The organism is Haloarchaeobius caseinilyticus (assembly GCF_051207395.1).
Taxonomy (GTDB): domain Archaea; phylum Halobacteriota; class Halobacteria; order Halobacteriales; family Natrialbaceae; genus Haloarchaeobius.
The window spans coordinates 208,787-224,838 of record NZ_JBPJZC010000001.1; the positions used below are offsets into that span (position 1 = coordinate 208,787).

15 protein-coding genes are annotated in these 16,052 nt (G+C 64.5%); 12 read left to right on the forward strand and 3 right to left on the reverse strand.

Annotated features, from left to right (window positions below):
• Positions 1 to 300 precede the first annotated feature (300 nt).
• Together mvk and ACSC1P_RS01125 are read left to right on the forward strand one after the other, a co-directional pair.
• Positions 301 to 1,290: a mevalonate kinase gene (mvk, locus tag ACSC1P_RS01120; protein WP_435358281.1), complete on the forward strand. Its 990-nt coding sequence runs from the start codon at positions 301 to 303 to the stop codon at positions 1,288 to 1,290.
• The gene (locus ACSC1P_RS01125) at positions 1,287 to 2,021 is read left to right on the forward strand and encodes an isopentenyl phosphate kinase (protein WP_435358282.1); all 735 of its coding nucleotides are present in this window, start codon (positions 1,287 to 1,289) and stop codon (positions 2,019 to 2,021) included. The genes mvk and ACSC1P_RS01125 overlap by 4 nt, the downstream gene beginning before the upstream one ends.
• A gap of 26 nt (positions 2,022 to 2,047) precedes the next feature.
• Here ACSC1P_RS01125 and ACSC1P_RS01130 read toward each other — a convergent pair whose 3' ends face one another.
• Positions 2,048 to 2,728, reverse strand: a complete 681-nt coding sequence (locus ACSC1P_RS01130; RefSeq protein ID WP_435358283.1) for a CAP domain-containing protein — start codon at positions 2,726 to 2,728, stop codon at positions 2,048 to 2,050.
• A 59-nt stretch (positions 2,729 to 2,787) separates the two neighbouring features.
• The gene (locus ACSC1P_RS01135; protein WP_435358284.1) at positions 2,788 to 3,057 is read right to left on the reverse strand and encodes an AN1-type zinc finger domain-containing protein; all 270 of its coding nucleotides are present in this window, start codon (positions 3,055 to 3,057) and stop codon (positions 2,788 to 2,790) included.
• A gap of 374 nt (positions 3,058 to 3,431) precedes the next feature.
• Between ACSC1P_RS01135 and ACSC1P_RS01140 the strand changes: the two genes are divergently transcribed.
• The 6 genes from ACSC1P_RS01140 to ACSC1P_RS01165 all read left to right on the forward strand — a co-directional run bounded on the left by ACSC1P_RS01140 (position 3,432) and on the right by ACSC1P_RS01165 (position 10,654).
• Positions 3,432 to 4,784 (forward strand): RNase J family beta-CASP ribonuclease, encoded by a 1,353-nt coding sequence (locus tag ACSC1P_RS01140; RefSeq protein ID WP_435358285.1) that lies wholly within the window; start codon positions 3,432 to 3,434, stop codon positions 4,782 to 4,784.
• Complete coding sequence (gene idsA3 / locus ACSC1P_RS01145; protein ID WP_435360250.1) at positions 4,784 to 5,833, forward strand: geranylfarnesyl diphosphate synthase; 1,050 nt, start codon at positions 4,784 to 4,786, stop codon at positions 5,831 to 5,833. The genes ACSC1P_RS01140 and idsA3 overlap by 1 nt, the downstream gene beginning before the upstream one ends.
• A gap of 105 nt (positions 5,834 to 5,938) precedes the next feature.
• Positions 5,939 to 6,427, forward strand: a complete 489-nt coding sequence (locus ACSC1P_RS01150; protein ID WP_435358286.1) for a DUF8159 domain-containing protein — start codon at positions 5,939 to 5,941, stop codon at positions 6,425 to 6,427.
• A 166-nt stretch (positions 6,428 to 6,593) separates the two neighbouring features.
• Positions 6,594 to 6,764 (forward strand): hypothetical protein, encoded by a 171-nt coding sequence (locus tag ACSC1P_RS01155; RefSeq protein WP_435358287.1) that lies wholly within the window; start codon positions 6,594 to 6,596, stop codon positions 6,762 to 6,764.
• 114 nt (positions 6,765 to 6,878) lie between these two features.
• Positions 6,879 to 8,597: a glutamate--tRNA ligase gene (locus ACSC1P_RS01160; RefSeq protein ID WP_435358288.1), complete on the forward strand. Its 1,719-nt coding sequence runs from the start codon at positions 6,879 to 6,881 to the stop codon at positions 8,595 to 8,597.
• A gap of 68 nt (positions 8,598 to 8,665) precedes the next feature.
• Positions 8,666 to 10,654, forward strand: coding sequence for a sensor histidine kinase (locus tag ACSC1P_RS01165; protein ID WP_435358289.1), 1,989 nt, complete (start codon positions 8,666 to 8,668; stop codon positions 10,652 to 10,654).
• Between the two features lie 176 nt (positions 10,655 to 10,830).
• On the opposite strand, the gene ACSC1P_RS01170 is transcribed toward ACSC1P_RS01165, so the two are convergent.
• Positions 10,831 to 11,331: a DUF456 family protein gene (locus ACSC1P_RS01170; RefSeq protein ID WP_435358290.1), complete on the reverse strand. Its 501-nt coding sequence runs from the start codon at positions 11,329 to 11,331 to the stop codon at positions 10,831 to 10,833.
• 175 nt (positions 11,332 to 11,506) lie between these two features.
• Here ACSC1P_RS01170 and ACSC1P_RS01175 point away from each other — a divergent pair, with 175 nt between their 5' ends.
• Genes ACSC1P_RS01175 through ACSC1P_RS01190 form a run of 4 tightly spaced genes read left to right on the forward strand, consistent with a single transcriptional unit; the run spans position 11,507 to position 16,051 of the window.
• Positions 11,507 to 11,836: a 4Fe-4S dicluster domain-containing protein gene (locus ACSC1P_RS01175; RefSeq protein ID WP_435358291.1), complete on the forward strand. Its 330-nt coding sequence runs from the start codon at positions 11,507 to 11,509 to the stop codon at positions 11,834 to 11,836.
• Positions 11,837 to 11,848: 12 nt separating this feature from the next.
• Positions 11,849 to 12,703: an electron transfer flavoprotein subunit beta/FixA family protein gene (locus tag ACSC1P_RS01180; RefSeq protein WP_435358292.1), complete on the forward strand. Its 855-nt coding sequence runs from the start codon at positions 11,849 to 11,851 to the stop codon at positions 12,701 to 12,703.
• A gap of 2 nt (positions 12,704 to 12,705) precedes the next feature.
• The gene (locus ACSC1P_RS01185; protein ID WP_435358293.1) at positions 12,706 to 14,391 is read left to right on the forward strand and encodes an electron transfer flavoprotein subunit alpha/FixB family protein; all 1,686 of its coding nucleotides are present in this window, start codon (positions 12,706 to 12,708) and stop codon (positions 14,389 to 14,391) included.
• Positions 14,384 to 16,051 (forward strand): FAD-dependent monooxygenase, encoded by a 1,668-nt coding sequence (locus ACSC1P_RS01190; protein ID WP_435358294.1) that lies wholly within the window; start codon positions 14,384 to 14,386, stop codon positions 16,049 to 16,051. Before ACSC1P_RS01185 ends, ACSC1P_RS01190 begins: the two co-directional genes overlap by 8 nt.
• Position 16,052: the final 1 nt, after the last annotated feature.

Below are 16,052 nucleotides of genomic sequence, written 5' to 3' on the forward strand. Positions count from 1 at the left end.
TCGTTCTTCGTGGTCGTCGAGGCGCTTGGTTCGGTCACTGTTGGTGCTGTCCGGTCCGGGAAGCAGTTCACTATCGTCGACGGAACGTGACCACAGCCACTGCCTCCCCATCCGATTCCTCATTCGACTCACTGCGTTCGTCTCCCTCGTCATCCCTCGCGCGTCTACAGCTCGCGGCCTGCGCAGGGCGCAGGCACGCTCACCAGCGCGCGCCAGAGTGTTTGCGGCGACGGGCATCCGACACCCCAACTCGGGCGGCGATTCGACAACACTCATTGTGGCCCCCCGGTGACAGGGAGTATGGTCACGGCACACGCTCCCGGGAAAGTCTATCTGTTCGGGGAGCACGCCGTCGTTTACGGCGAACCGGCGATTCCATGCGCCGTCGAGCGCCGGGCGACGGTCACGGTCGAGGAGCGAAGCGACGCTCGGTTGCGGGTCGACGCGAAGGACCTGCAACTAGAGGGGTTCACCGTCGAGTACGGCGAGACGGGCGGTGACCCGGCGGTCGAGGCACCGAACCCGATGCTGGAAGCGGCGACGCAGTACGTCGACGGTGCGGTTTCGCAGGCGAGGGATGCGGCCGACGCGCCAGAAGCAGGCTTCGACGTGACAGTCGAGAGCGACATTCCGCTCGGGGCTGGCCTCGGGTCGTCGGCGGCAGTGGTCGTCGCGACCATCGCGGCGGCGGCGTCGGAACTCGGCGTCGACCTCGACCCGCGAGAAGTCGCAGACCGCGCGTATCAGGTCGAAGCTGACGTGCAAGACGGGCAGGCCTCGCGCGCCGACACGTTCTGTTCGGCGATGGGCGGGGCGGTCCGCGTCGAAGGCGACGACTGCCGGACGCTCGATGCGCCGGATCTCCCGTTCGTCATCGGCTACGACGGCGGCAGCGGCGACACCGGCGAACTCGTCGCCGGAGTCCGCGAACTCCGGGACGAGTACGATTTCGCGGCCGACACGGTGGCGGCCATCGGTGACCTCGTTCGCGAGGGCGAGGCGTTGCTCGAACGCGAGGACGAGGGCGCCCTCACCGAACTGGGTCGCCTGATGGACTTCGACCACGGCCTGCTCGAAGCACTGGGCGTCTCTGCGCGCTCGCTCGATTCGATGGTGTGGACCGCCCGCGAGGCGGGCGCACTCGGCGCGAAACTGACCGGTGCCGGCGGCGGGGGCTGTATCGTCGCGCTCGACGCGACCGACGCGACCGAGACCGCGCTCACCTACGAGGCGGCCTGTGAGCAAGTGTTCCGTGCCGAACTCGCCACTGACGGGGTGGTCGTCGAATGACGACGATTCTCAAGTTGGGCGGTTCGGTCATCACGGACAAAGACCGTGCGGAGACGGTCGACGGCGACGCACTCGACCGGGCGACTGCTGCGGTCGCAGGCCACGAGGACCTCGTCTTGGTCCACGGCGGCGGCTCGTTTGGGCACCACAACGCACAGGAGTTCGGGGTCAGCACGACCGAGGGCACGCACGACGTGGACGGTGTCCTCCAGATTCACAACGCGATGAAGGCACTGAACGGGCTGGTCATGCGGCGACTGCACGAACGAGACGTCCCTGCAGTGCCGGTCCACCCGCTCTCGGCGGCGAGCCGCGACGAAGGAGGAAGCCTGACCCTGCCCGCCACCCAGGTCGAGACGCTGCTCGGCGAGGGGTTCGTGCCGGTGCTGCACGGCGACGTGGTCGCCCACGCGGGCGAGGGGGCGACGGTCCTCTCTGGCGACGAAATCGTCACGTCGCTCGCGACCTCGCTCGACGCGGACAGAGTCGGTCTCTGTTCGACGGTTCCCGGTGTCCTCGACGAGTCCGACGACGTGATCTCGCGCATCGAGCGCTACGACGACGTGGCGAGTGTCCTCGGTGGCGCGGACACGACCGACGTTTCCGGCGGCATGGCTGGAAAGGTCCAGACACTGCTCGAACTCGGCTCACCGGCGAGCATCTTCGGGCTGGACGCGCTTTCGGCCTTCCTCGACGGCGAGCGTCCGGGGACGACCATCGAGTCCGAATAGCGTCGTTTGCGTCTCGAAGCGGGGTTCTAACAGAAGTTCTGCGTGACGTAGACGTAGGTCACGCCGTCGCGGTTTTCGACGACCACGCCGATGCCCTCGTGTTCCCAGTAGTCGCGGAGCAAGTTCTCACGGTGGTCGGTCGAGTTCATCCAGCCGTCGACGGCTTTCTGTGCCAGTTCTTCCTCGGTGAACCCCTGTCCCGAGTAGTAGGCGTAGTAGATGTTCTCGCCACCGCCAGCGTAGCGGCCGTCACCGGTCGGCACGCGGCAGTCGTAGTCGAATCGGTCGTAGCGGTCGCCCATCGTCTCGCCGTCGGGCGCGGTGTGGGCGACGTACTGATTGTGGGCCATGTCGCGGCTGTGGTACCGACCGACGGCTGCGAGTTCGGAGTCACGCTCTAGCATCGACAAATCGCGTGACTCGCGCACGTCGTTCACGTCTTCGTGTATCAGTCGTTCGAGTCTGGCCACGTCGATACCCGACTCGGGTGCGGTCGTCGGTGTTCCGGCGACGGTCTCGGGTGGTGCGCGAACCTTGCCGTCGTCACCGCTCACAGGGCCTGGCCCACCAGTCAACCCGGGTGGGAGGTCGAACTCGTCGTCGATTGCAGACGCGACGGGCCCGGTCACGTCCACGTACCCGGCGGCCTGCAAGACGAGGAGGGCGGAGAGGACGAGCGGGACGACCGAGCGGACGAATCGTCTCATCACGAGTTCTAGCGATTCGAGCGACAAAAGTCGCACTCCTAGCCGACGGTCGGAGAACCTTACCGGCGGAGGCGACGCAGCGGCGCGAACAGCGCATCGAGAGCAGTGGCGAGGATGCCGCCGTCACTCGTTCCTGCGTGGTCGCGCTCCGTGACGTTGTACGACTGGCCGACGAACGCGCTGCCCGATTTCCGGTCGGACACGCGAGCGAGTCCTCGGCAGTCGTGTCGCTCCGGGAGCCGGTGTCGCTCGCAGTGTCGTTCGTCGCACTCGTTGCACGTGTAGGGAAATCCAGACGGCTCGCTCCCACAGTACGCGCACTCTGCCATGGTCTCACATAGTCGTGCTGAGAGTTAAGTCTGTATCTCTGGGGGGACGTGGCAATCGAGGGGTACTGAGAGATGGGACAGGGCGGTAGAACCCCCGAAACATGCGACCGTACCGACCCGTAACGTCACCGTTCGACGACGAGTAAACCGTCAGACTTGAACCCACGCGTTTATACGCCCGGGGCGTGAAAGGCCGCATAACACGGCCCGCGGGTAAGTGTGGTGGGGACCACGGTGGTACACCGTCGGTCATTTCGGACCGAGCGTCTCCATTGCATAGCGGGATTCACGCCGACGAGCTGTAAGACGCCGGGGCGAGTGTCCTTGAGAGTCGCGGGTGTTTCCGTACCGAGCGGCAATCGGTGTTACAAACAATGGAAGTCGAAATCGCAACCATCGGCGGCTACGAAGAAGTCGGACGGCAGATGACTGCTGTCCGCGCGGGCGACGACGTCGTGGTATTTGACATGGGACTCAACCTGTCCCAGGTCCTCATCCACGACAACGTCGAGACAGAGAAGATGCACAGCTTGGACCTCATCGACATGGGGGCCATCCCGGACGACCGGGTCATGAGCGACTTAGAAGGCGACGTGCAGGCTATCGTGCCGACACACGGTCACCTCGACCACATCGGTGCCATCTCGAAGCTGGCACACCGCTACAACGCGCCTATCGTCGCGACCCCGTTCACCATCGAGCTGGTCAAACAGCAGATCGAGGGTGAACAGAAGTTCGGCGTCGAGAACGACCTCATCAAGATGGACGCCGGCGAGACGATGTCCATCGGGGACTCCGGACAGGTCGAACTCGAATTCGTCAACGTCACGCACTCCATCATCGACGCCATCAACCCGGTCCTCCACACCCCCGAGGGTGCGGTCGTCTACGGACTGGACAAGCGCATGGACCACACGCCGGTCATCGGCGACCCCATCGACATGGACCGGTTCCGTGAGATCGGCCGCGAGGGCAACGGTGTCCTCTGTTACATCGAGGACTGTACCAACGCGAACAAGAAGGGCCGCACGCCCTCCGAGGCCGTCGCACGACGTCACCTCAAAGACGTGATGTACTCCGTCGAGGACTACAAGGGCGGCATCGTTGCCACGACGTTCTCCAGCCACATCGCGCGTGTGACCTCGCTCGTCGAGTTCGCCCGCGACATCGGCCGACAGCCGGTCCTGCTCGGGCGTTCGATGGAGAAGTACTCCGGTACTGCGGAACGCCTCGGCTTCGTCGACTTCCCGGGTGACCTCGGGATGTTCGGCCACCGCAAGTCCGTCGACCGGACGTTCAAACGGATCATGAAGGAGGGCAAGGGCAACTTCCTGCCCATCGTGACCGGCCACCAGGGCGAGCCACGCGCGATGCTCACCCGGATGGCCCGCGGCGAGACGCCGTACGAACTCGACGACGGTGACAAGGTCATCTTCTCGGCACGGGTCATCCCGGAGCCGACGAACGAGGGCCAGCGCTACCAAGCCGAGAAGCTCCTCGGCATGCAGGGCGCACGCATCTACGACGACATCCACGTTTCCGGCCACCTGAACCAGGAAGGCCACTACGCGATGCTCGACGCACTGCAGCCCCAGCACATCATCCCGGCTCACCAGAACATGAAGGGCTTCTCCGGCTACGTCGACCTGTGTGAGAGCGAGGGCTACAAGATGGGCCGTGACCTCCACGTGACCCGTAACGGGAACATGATACAGCTGACCGAATGATGACAGACGCCGAGACGAGAGAACAGACCGTGCTCGATGCCGTCGGCCAGCGACGCGAACTGGTCAACGAGGGCATCGCAGAGGAACTGCCCATCAAGCGCCCCGAGCGGCTCTACGAAGCCTCGCGATACCTGCTCGACGCGGGTGGGAAGCGCCTGCGCCCGACCGTCCTGCTGGCGGTCGGTGAGGCGCTCATGGACGTCGACCCGCTTTCGACGGATTACCGCGAGTTCCCGTCGTTGGCGGGCGAACCGGTCGACCTGATGGCGGCCGCGGTGAGCGTCGAGGTCATCCAGACGTTCACGCTCATCCACGACGACATCATGGACGACGACGACCTCCGGCGCGGCGTGCCGGCGGTCCACAAGGAGTTCGACCTCGACACCGCCATCTTGGCCGGTGACACGCTGTATTCGTCGGCGTTCGAGATCATGCTCAGTTCCGACGCGCCGCCGGCACAGGTCGTCGCCGCGATGGACACGCTGGCGTCGACGTGTACGAAGATTTGCGAGGGCCAGAGTCTCGACGTGGCGTTCGAAGAGCGCGGCGACGTGCTGCCCGAGGAGTATCTGGAGATGGTCGAACAGAAGACGGCTGTCCTCTACGCCGCCTCTGCGGCCATCGCCGCGCAGTTGCTCTCGGCCGACGAGGAGACGGTCGAGGCGCTGTACGGCTACGGTCTCGACATCGGCCGTGCGTTCCAGATTCAGGACGACGTCCTCGACCTGACGGTCCCGTCCGAGGACCTCGGCAAGCAGCGAGGTTCCGACCTCGTCGAGAACAAGCAGACGCTCATCACGGTCCACGCCCGCGAACACGGTGTCGACGTGGACGGACTGGTAAACACGGTTCGCGTCGAAGACGTGACCGAGACGGAGATCGACGACGCGGTCACGCAACTCGAAGCGTCCGGCAGCATCGACTACGCGAACGAGGCTGCGAAAGAACTCGTCGAACAGGGGAAGGAGCGGCTCGAAGTCCTTCCGGACAACGACGCCCGCGACCTACTCTGTGACATCGCGGATTACCTCATCGAACGCGGCTACTGAGGTTTCTCTCCCGTCTTTTCGGACGACTCAGATGTTGAGTCGAGGGCTGAATCGGCCTTCGAAATCGTCCGTGCTTTTAGTGGGGTACCCAGCTATGCGGTAGATATGCCACAGCACAGCACCACGACGACGCGCCGTCGACTGCTCGCCAGCACCGGGGCTGTGGCTGCCTTCGGGCTGGCAGGCTGCCTCGGTGGTTCCGAGCAGGTGGAGCCCAAAGAGCCAGACGGTGACGGCTCTGGGACGCTCGGCGAACTGCGGTGGATACTGGAGCAGAACCACGAGATGGAGATTACGAGCATGACCTACGAGGAGGGTCTGGTGGACCTTTCGTACTCGTCGACGGCGACGAGTCGCGCCGAGTCTCGCAGCGAAATCGGTGCGGTCATCTCCGTGTACGGCCTCATCGTGTCGAGCGATGGCCCGTCGGAGAAACTGCGAGCGACTATCGAAGACCGATTCGAGAAACAGGCGACCTCGTACTTCGTGCAGGCCGACTGGGTGAAGCGATGGCGGGCGGGCGATATGTCCGACTCGCTCATCGCACAGCGTGTGTTCAACACGCGCGAATTCCCGAAGGCTGCAACTGCGTAGGCACGCTGTCTGTGGCTGTACCGATGTCTCGGTACTATGCAGGCGATCTGTGCGGCTGACTGCGGTACTGGCGTCTCCCACGACGATACTGGCGTATCCAACTGTGGAACTCGCCGCCACTCCCGATGGCGGCACAGGCAACCGTCGCACGACGCGACGAAAAACGATGGTCACCGCTCCCACGGTGACACAGACCGTCGCCACTCCCGAGGCGACGCAGATATTCGTCACCCTTCGGGGTGACGCAGGCAACGACCGGGCGCTCCCGACGCCCACTGGCGGCCTAACACGCCACCGCCCCGACGGTGGTACAGGCAACGGTCACCCTTCGAGGTGACGCAGGCAACGATACATCGCCGTCGCTCCCGACGACGGCACGACACATCCGACTCGGTGTTCCCACGCCGAAACATCACGACTGTTTTGACGCCGCTCCAAGTACAGAGTGACAATGGACGATGCACTCCGTGCGCAGGTCGAAGAGGAGGCAGAGAAACACGCCCTCTTCAACGCGCTCAAACACGAGAGCGAGGCGAACGTCGGCGCGGTGATGGGGCCGCTGATGGGCGAGAATCCCGAATTCCGCCCCCACGGTGGCGAGGTGCCCGGCGTCGTCGGGCAGGTCTGTGGCCGAATCAACGGCATGTCGACAGACGAGAAGCGAGAACGACTCGCCGAACTCTCGCCCGAGATGGTCGAAGAACTCGACGCCGAAGACGAGGAGGACGACCGCGTGCTCGGTGACCTCCCGAACGTCGACGCCTACGACGAGGTGCGGATGCGCTGTGCGCCGAACCCGAACGGCCCGTGGCACATCGGTCACGCCCGGATGCCCGCCGTCATCGGGACCTACAAAGAGCTGTACGACGGCTGGTTCTGCGTCCGCTTCGACGATACCGACCCCGAGACCAAGCGCCCGGACATGGACGCCTACGACGGGATTCTGGAGGACGTCGACTACCTCGGCTTCGAACCCGACGAGGTCATGAAGGCGAGCGACCGCGTCGAGACGTACTACGACCACGCCCGCGAACTCATCGAGATGGGCGGCGCGTACACTTGCTCCTGTTCCGGCGAGGAGTTCTCGGACCTGAAGAACAACGGGAAGCCGTGCCCGCACCGCGACAAGGACGCTGAGACGACCATGAGCGAGTTCGAGGACATGGTCTCGGGCGAGTACAGCTCCGGTGAGATGGTCCTGCGCGTGAAGACCGACATTGAGCACAAGAACCCCGCACTCCGTGACTGGGTCGCCTTCCGCATGATAGACACGCCGCACCCGCGCGAGGAAGCCGAAGACTACCGTGCGTGGCCGATGCTCGACTTCCAGTCCGGCGTCGACGACCACCTCGTCGGCATCACGCATATCATCCGCGGCATCGACCTGCAGGACTCCGCGAAGCGCCAGCGCTTCCTCTACGACTACTTCGGCTGGGAGTACCCCGAAGTCGTCCACTGGGGCCACGTACAGGTCGACGCCTACGACGTGAAGATGTCCACCTCGACCATCAAGCAGTACATCGAGGACGGCAAACTCGACGGCTGGGACGACCCGCGCGCCCCCACCATCAAGAGCCTGCGCCGCCGCGGTATCCGCGGCGAGGCCATCGTCCAGTCGATGCTCGAACTCGGCACCTCTACGAGCGACGTGGACCTCGCCATGTCGACGGTCTACTCGAAGAACCGCGACATCGTGGACGACCAGACCGACCGCCAGTTCTTCGTCCGCGACGGCACGGAACTCGCCATCGTCGGTGGCGCGCCCGAGTTCGGCGAACCGCCGGTCCACCCGGACCACGAAGACCGTGGCCGTCGGAAGATTCCGGTCGGTGATGCCGTGCTACTCGAACCCGCGGACCTGCCCGAGCGCGAAGAGCGCGTCTGGTTGAAGGGCCTCGGCTGCTTCCGGTTCACTCGGGATTCGCTGCAGTACACGGGTGACGACATCGATGCCGTGCGCGAGGAAGGCGTCGACGTGGTCCACTGGGTGCCCGCCGAGGACAACGTCCCGGTCGAACTCTGGACGATGGACGGCGTCGTAGAGGGCCACGCGGAACCGGGCTTCCGTGAGTACGAGGTCGACTCCCTCGTGCAGTTCGAGCGCGTCGGCTTCGCGCGAGTCGATGCGCACGAAGAAGGGAAGTCGGTCGCGTACTTCGCACACCAGTAGAGTTCTATCGACGAAACGGCAGGTCACGGCCGGGACAACTATACGTCTGAAACTCTCTCTTTTTTGAAATGCGCGCACAGGCTGCGGAGCGTTCAGTCCTCGTCGTCGATTCGGACGAGTCCGAACGAGCGACGGTCGTCGCTGCCCTCACTGCGCACGAGTCCGCGTGGACAGTCACGGGTGTCTCCCAGCCCGATTCCCTGCCCGTTGACGAGGTGTCGTCGGTCGATTGCATCGTCACGAGCACGGTCACCGATGAGGAGTGGCAGACTCTCTTCCGGAGTCCTGCGTTTGGAGAGCGGCGACCGCCAGTCGTCGTGTACACCGACCTCGACGGCGACGCGACCGTCGAATCGCTCCTCCGAGCCGGCGCCGACTCGGTGCTCCGGAAGGTTGACGGGCCGCAGGCAATGGCACTGTCGGTCGCCAGTGCGATGAGGTGTGCCGAAGCGACCGGTGGAAAGGAGCGACCAGAGTCGAGTCAGTCGGTTCGCCGAAAAGTCGAAGACTTACACGGTGTCGCTACCAGCTTCGTCCATCACCACACGGAGGCTGAAATCTTCCGGGCCGCGGTCGACGCGGCCGACTCGATACTCTCGTTCGACATGTGTTACATCGGTGTGGTGAGAGACGGTGACATCTACACTGCGGCGGCGAACGACTCGCTGCTCGAACAGGCCGAGCCCCTCATGTCTATCGACGAGGGAATCGCCGGGAAGACGTACCGAACCGGTCGAACGTTCGTCGTCGACCACCCATCGGAGGACCCGGACTCGAATCCGATCACCAGTGACATCCTCTCGGCGTTGTCCATCCCCATCGACGACATTGGCGTCTTCCAGTCGCTGTCGAGGGCGAAAGGGGGCTTTACCACAACCGACGTCGAAATCGCCGAGTTGCTCGTCGCACACGTCAGGAGTGCAATCGAGCGAATCAGATACGAGGAAGCACTCCGGGCGGAACGAGACCGGTTCGCGGCACTGTTCGAAAACGTCCCCGAACCGGCGGCACACTACGAGATAGAGGGCGGACAACCTCTCGTCCAGTCGGCGAATCCCGCGTTCGTGGAGACGTTCGGGTTCGAACCAGGCCGGCCGCTCGCGGAACTGGTTCGACCGGTCGGTTCGAGCGACGAAGCCCTCGAACACCACCTCGAACGCGAGAAGCGACTCGACGTGGTGGTCGAGCGCGCAACCGCCACGGGGCGACGGACGTTCCTCGTCAGAAACGCGCCAGTGACCTCCGACAGCGACCGCACGACCGGCTACGTCATCTACACCGACATCTCCGACCTGAAGCGGCGCGAACAGCAGTTGCACCGACAGAACGAACGACTCTCGGAGTTCGCGAACATCGTCAGTCACGACCTCCGAAACCCGCTGGCGGTCGCGGGTGGATACCTTTCCGAGGCCCGCGCATCGTCCGACGACGAGAACTTAGCGGAGGTGGCGACAGCGCTCGACGAGATGGAGCGATTCATCGACGAACTCCTCGCACTCGCCCATCAGGGACAGGTCGCTGACGAGCCGACCGAGACCTCGCTGGCTGCCGTCGTCGACCGGGCGTGGGCGAACGTCGAGACGGCGACCGCGTCCATCGTGGGTCCCGGTGAGGGGACCATCGTGGCGGACCCGGACCGGTTGCAGCAACTGCTCGAAAACCTGTTTCGCAACAGCGTCGAGCATAGCTCGACTGGCAGCCACTCGGAGGCTGCTGACGACGACGAAGACGAGTCCACGAACCCACAGAACGAAGATACAGACGTGGTCGAAGACAGAACGGACTCCGTCACAATCTCCGTCGCGTTCTGCAACGAAAGTGGAGACTTCGAGGTCGTGGACGATGGGCTGGGCATCCCCGAGGACCGCAGGGAGCGGGTGTTCGAAGCCGGCGTCACCTGGTCCGACGAGGGCACCGGTATCGGGCTCTCCGTGGTCAAACAAATCGCAGAGGCCCACGGCTGGTGTGTTACCGTCGACGAGGGGCCAGCGGGTGGGGCCCGATTCGTCTTTACCGGTGTCGGTGAGACACGAGGGAACCCCACGACGGGCACGTAGCGCCAGCTTGCGAACCACGACTAGAGTGGAACCGCGTCATGGCTACCTCGGTGTCGTTCGCTGTCCGTCGTTCAGGACGCTGGCTCGGCCCGGACGTTCACGTGAAACCGTGCTGTCTCGGTCGCAGCATTGACCGACCGAGGCGAGTGTTCCGGAGTGAGACGTGTGTTCTGCGGTTACCACACGACGACGGCCACGACGAACCCAGCGAGCATCGAGAGGGTAAGGACGACCTGCACGACGACGCTGGCGAGGATGCCGACGGTGGTGTAGGCGGCGGCCCTGGCCGCGTGTTCGTGGTCGCCTTTCTGGTAGAACTCGACGAGGAAGACGGTCCCAGCCACGCCGACGATGATGCCGATTGGGCCAGCGACGAACATGAGGACGAAGCCAGCGAGCCCAGCCAGTGCGGTCGTGGTCCACGACGCGCCGCTGGCTTTCGTCGAGACGATGTCCGCGAGTTGGTCGACCGCCACTGCAAACAGGCCGACGGCGACGAGGGCACCGGCAGCGAGCGTGCTCAGTTCGTCGCCGAACCACCAGTAGCCGAGGACGCCCGCGACAGAGACGAGCGGGCCGGGCAGCGACGGAACCGCGCTACCGACGACGCCGAGGACGAGCAGCGCGAGGGCGACGAAGAACGCGAGATCGAAGCCGCCGAGAATCGCGAGTGGCATGCTCGCCAGTATTCGTCTTCGACGGATGACTCTTTCTCCCACTGACAGACCGTGTGCATTTCGCCACGCGAACCACCTTCTCGGCAGATGCCTCACGCCGGTGAAAACCGCAGGCGAGCGCGGTCTTTCACGGACGTACATTTAAGTTACTGCCGTCGGTTGTGACTAGGTGACAATGGCCATAGACCCGAACTTCGAGGACAACAGAAGTGTCGTCGACGAACACAACGGACACGACGTGTGGGGGCCGGTAGACGAGCCGGAGGAACTGGGTATCCACGGGACCCACGTCGCGGTCGACTTCGACATCTGCATCGCCGACGGTGCCTGCCTCGAAGACTGTCCAGTGGACGTCTTCGAGTGGGTGGACACGCCGGGGCATCCGGAGTCGGAGATAAAGGCCGACCCGATGCACGAGGCGCAGTGCATCGACTGCATGCTCTGTGTCGACGTCTGTCCGGTGGACGCCATCGACGTGGACGCCGGTCGACAGGGACGGGCGTGAGGTGATTCTGGGATGCACATCGCAGTTCTGACGAAAGGCGTACCGGACTTCCGCGAAGGGCAGGTGTCGTTCGACGAGAACGGCCACCTCGAACGCGGGAAGACACCGACCGTGATGAACCCGAACGACAAGTTCGCGCTCCGTGCCGCCTTGCAGACGAAGGTGCGCCACGGCGGCGACGTGACACTGCTGTCGATGGGGCCGCCGGGGTATCAGGGCATCCTCGAAGAGGGGATGCGCGACGTGTACGCCGACGACCTCGTACTGGTGTCGGACCGCGAGTTCGCCGCGGCTGACACGTGGGCGACCTCCATCACGCTCTCGGCGGCGCTGGACCACATGGACGAAACGCCGGACATCGTCTTTGCCGGGTTCAAGACGGCCGACGGCGAGACGGGCCACACCGGGCCACAGACGTGCTGGTGCATGGACTGGCCCATCGTGACCCACGTCATCTCGCTGGACGTGGACGAAGCGGAAGGCACGCTCCGGGCGAAGCGACTCGTCGAGGGTGACGTGGACGAAATCGAGACGGTCGAGGCACCGCTGCCGTGTTTCGTCGTCACCGACCCCGACTTCGAGCCGTCGTATCGGCGTGCCGAACACCGTCTGATTCACAAAGACCTCCGCGCGGAGACGAAAGCGCGGGCCGAGGACTACGAGGACCACTTGGAGATGTGGGACCACGAGGCGCTGAACCTCGACCCGGACTTCGTGGGCCTCGACGGTTCGCCCACCATCGTCTCCTCGGTAGACCCCATCCCGAAAGCGCCCGCAGAGCGCGAGGCGACGATGGTCACACCGGACGACGAGGCGGGCATGGAATCGGTACTCGAAGAGCTGACGCCGTTCGTTGCGGGTGACTGAGCATGACAGATTTCGACCCTGGGGAGTACGAGATTTCGGAGTTGGGACCGGCACTGAAAGACATCGAGGACGTGGAAGAACTCGAAGCTATCCTCGAAGCGGAGGCGGCCGGAGAGGACCGCGTCGCCGCGAAGAAACTCATCGAGAGCCGCATCGAGAAGTTCACCGCCGACGGCGAGGAAGTCGACGCCGACGCGCTCGACCCCGGCGACATGACCGTCGCCGACATCGGGAACGCGGTGCGTGACATCGACGAGATTGCAAAACTCGAAACACTCCTCGAAAAGGAGGAGAGCGGCGAGGACCGAAAGAGTGCGAAGCGCCTCATCGAGAAGCGCATCGACGACCTCTCCGAGAGCGACGGGGAGGGAGACGGCGAAGAAGCCGAGGTCGAACCCGACCTCCCGCCCGAGGAGAAGTACCCCGAACTGCACCACCCGACCGCGGACAAGAAACACGTTCGCGCACTGGACGACGGCACCTACGGCGACATGTGGGTGTACTGTGAGACCCAGCGCGGCGAGTTGCTGGACGTGTCTCGCGAGATGCTCGGGAAGGCTCGCGAGCTGATGGACGACTACAACGACGACTACGGCGAGGACGAACGAGTCGTCGCCGTCCTCATCGGTGAGGAGGTCAGACCCCACGCCGAGGACTGCATCGCCTGCGGTGCCGACGTAGTCGTCTACACCGAGGAAGAACGGCTGCACCGGTTCCGACACAAGCCGTACACCGAGATCTTCTGTGAGATGGCCCGCTGGGGCGGCGACCCCGGCGAGGGCAACCCCGAAGACTCGGACTGGCGGGACTACGAAGAGCCGCGCTACACGCTGTTCCCGGCGACGAACAACGGGCGTGACCTCTCCGCGCTCGTACAAGGCGAACTCGACTCCGGCCTCGCGTCGGACTGTTCCGGCCTGTACATCGACAGTGCGGAGATTTCGAACCCCGTCAAGACCGGCGCGCCCGGGACGACGCGGACGTTCGAGCGCATCCTGCACATGAAGCGCCCGGACTTCTCCGGCTTCGAGTACTCGACCATCCTTTGCATCGACAACCCGCACCGCGAGTTCCATCCGCAGGGTGGCTCGGTCATCCCCGGCAGTTTCGAGATTCCGGAACCGAACCCCTCGCGCGACGGCGAAATCATCGAGCGCGAGGTCAGCCTCGAAGATGGCTGGTTCCAGGTCGAAGTCGAGGACGCGGACGTGCTCGACACCGGCGTCGACCTCACCGGGAACGACGTCATCGTGGCCATGGGCCGCGGTATCGGCGACGACCCGACTCACGGCATGGAACTCGGCCTCGACCTCGCGGACTGTTTCGAGGACGCCGACGTGGGTGTCACTCGGGGCATCGTCACTGGCTCCTACGAGTTCGACGGTCACGTCGAGGAGTACACGAAGGAAGAACGCCAAATCGGCGAGACCGGCCAGGTCGTCGCCCCAGACCTCTACATCGCCGCGGGCATCTCCGGGGCGGTCCAGCACAAGGTCGGGATGGACGAATCGGAGGTCATCGTCGCCATCAACACCGACCCGGACGCGAGAATCAGAGACTTCTCTGACTACTTCATCGAAGGAGACCTATTCGACGTGTTACCACGACTCATCGAAGCCGTCAAGACCGGAGAGTTGAGTGCCGCAGTTGCCGACGCCGCCATCGCCGGAGGTGACGACGATGACTGAGCGAGAACACTACGAGGCGGTCGTCGTCGGCTGCGGTCCCGGTGGGGCTGCCGCCGCGGCGCGACTAGCCGACCACGGTGTCGAGACGCTCGTCCTCGAACGTGGCGTCGACGCCGGTTCGAAGAACGTCTCCGGCGGCCTGCTGTACGCCGAGGACTCCGCGCCGTACACCATCGACGACCTGTTCCCCGACTTCCGCGAGGAGGCCAGCGAACGGGAAGTCACGGAGTACTACATGGACAACCTCGCTGGCGGCCGGGTCAAGACGTACGACCTCACGCGTCTGCACGAGCACGACACCCAGTGGTGTGACGCCGTGTTGCGCCGCAAGATGGACTCGTGGCTGGCCGAGCAAGTCCACGAGAAGTGCCGCGAGCACGGCGGCGGTGTGCTTACGGAAGTCCGTGTCAACGGTCTGCTGCGCGAGAACGGCGAAATCATCGGCGTCACCTGCGACGAACTCGACGACATCGAGGCCGACGTGGTCATCGCCGCCGACGGGGTAAACTCCGAACTCGCCCGCGAAGCTGGCTTGATGGACTGGGAAGACCCGGACGAGTACTTCCAGGGCGTCAAGGCCGTCGTCGACCTGCCCGACGGCTTCGTCGAAGAGAAATTCGGCATCGGCGAAGAGGAGGGCGTCGCGCGCCTGTTCTCCGGTGACCTGTTCCAGGACGTGCGCGGCGGCGGGTTCATGTACACGAACCACGACACGCTCTCGATCGGGACGGTGTTCCACCTCGACAGTCTCGTCGCCGAGAACGCCGAGCCACACGAACTGCTGGACGCGTTGCTCACGCACCCGCACCTGTCGCAGTGGATGCCCGAGGAGTACGTCGAACTGGAGTACTCCGCGAAGTTGGTGCCGGACTCGAAGAAAGCCGCCCTGAAGAAGCCACATCGCGACCGTCTGCTGGTCGTCGGCGACGCCGCCGGCCAGATGCAAGCGCAAGGGCCCATCATCAAGGGGATGAACCACGCGGTCACCGCTGGCGCACTCGCCGCCGACGGGTTCGTCACCGCACGCGGTCGCTCGAACGTCACGGCGGGCCAGCGCTACACCCAGATGCTCGAACGTGAGGGCGTGATGCAGAAGCTGAAGCCACGGGCCTACAGCGCGACGAGCAAGGTGAGCGAGCGCGACGCCGTCTCGGGAATCGTCGAGACGGTCGCGAAGTCGCCCGTCGGCAAGTTCGTCCTGAAGCGTGGGTCGAGTCAGCGACTCGTCGGCCGCGCGTTCAACTCCCCACGGATGATGTCGATGTTGCCCGACATCCGGCCCGCCTACGTCACCCTGCCGACGCTCATCGGCGAGGTGCAGGGTGAACCAATCGAGGGCGAGAGCCACGTCGAACCGCCGAGCCTCGAAGAGCGCATCGGTGACCTGACGTACGACACCGACGTTGGGAACCCGCACATCCGGGTGACCGACGCCTCCTTCGAGGCGAGTGGGTCGGCCGTCACGGCCTGTCCCGTCTCCGCCGAAGGCTTCGGTGGCGGCTGCTATCGCTCCGAGACGGTGAAGCGAAACGGCACCGAGGAGAAGGTCGTGAGCCTCGACACCCAGCCCTGCGTCGAGTGTGGCACCTGTGCAGTCGTCGCAGAGACCGAGTGGGAACACCCGCCCGGTGGCAAGGGCGTCGAGTTCAAACAGGGCTGAG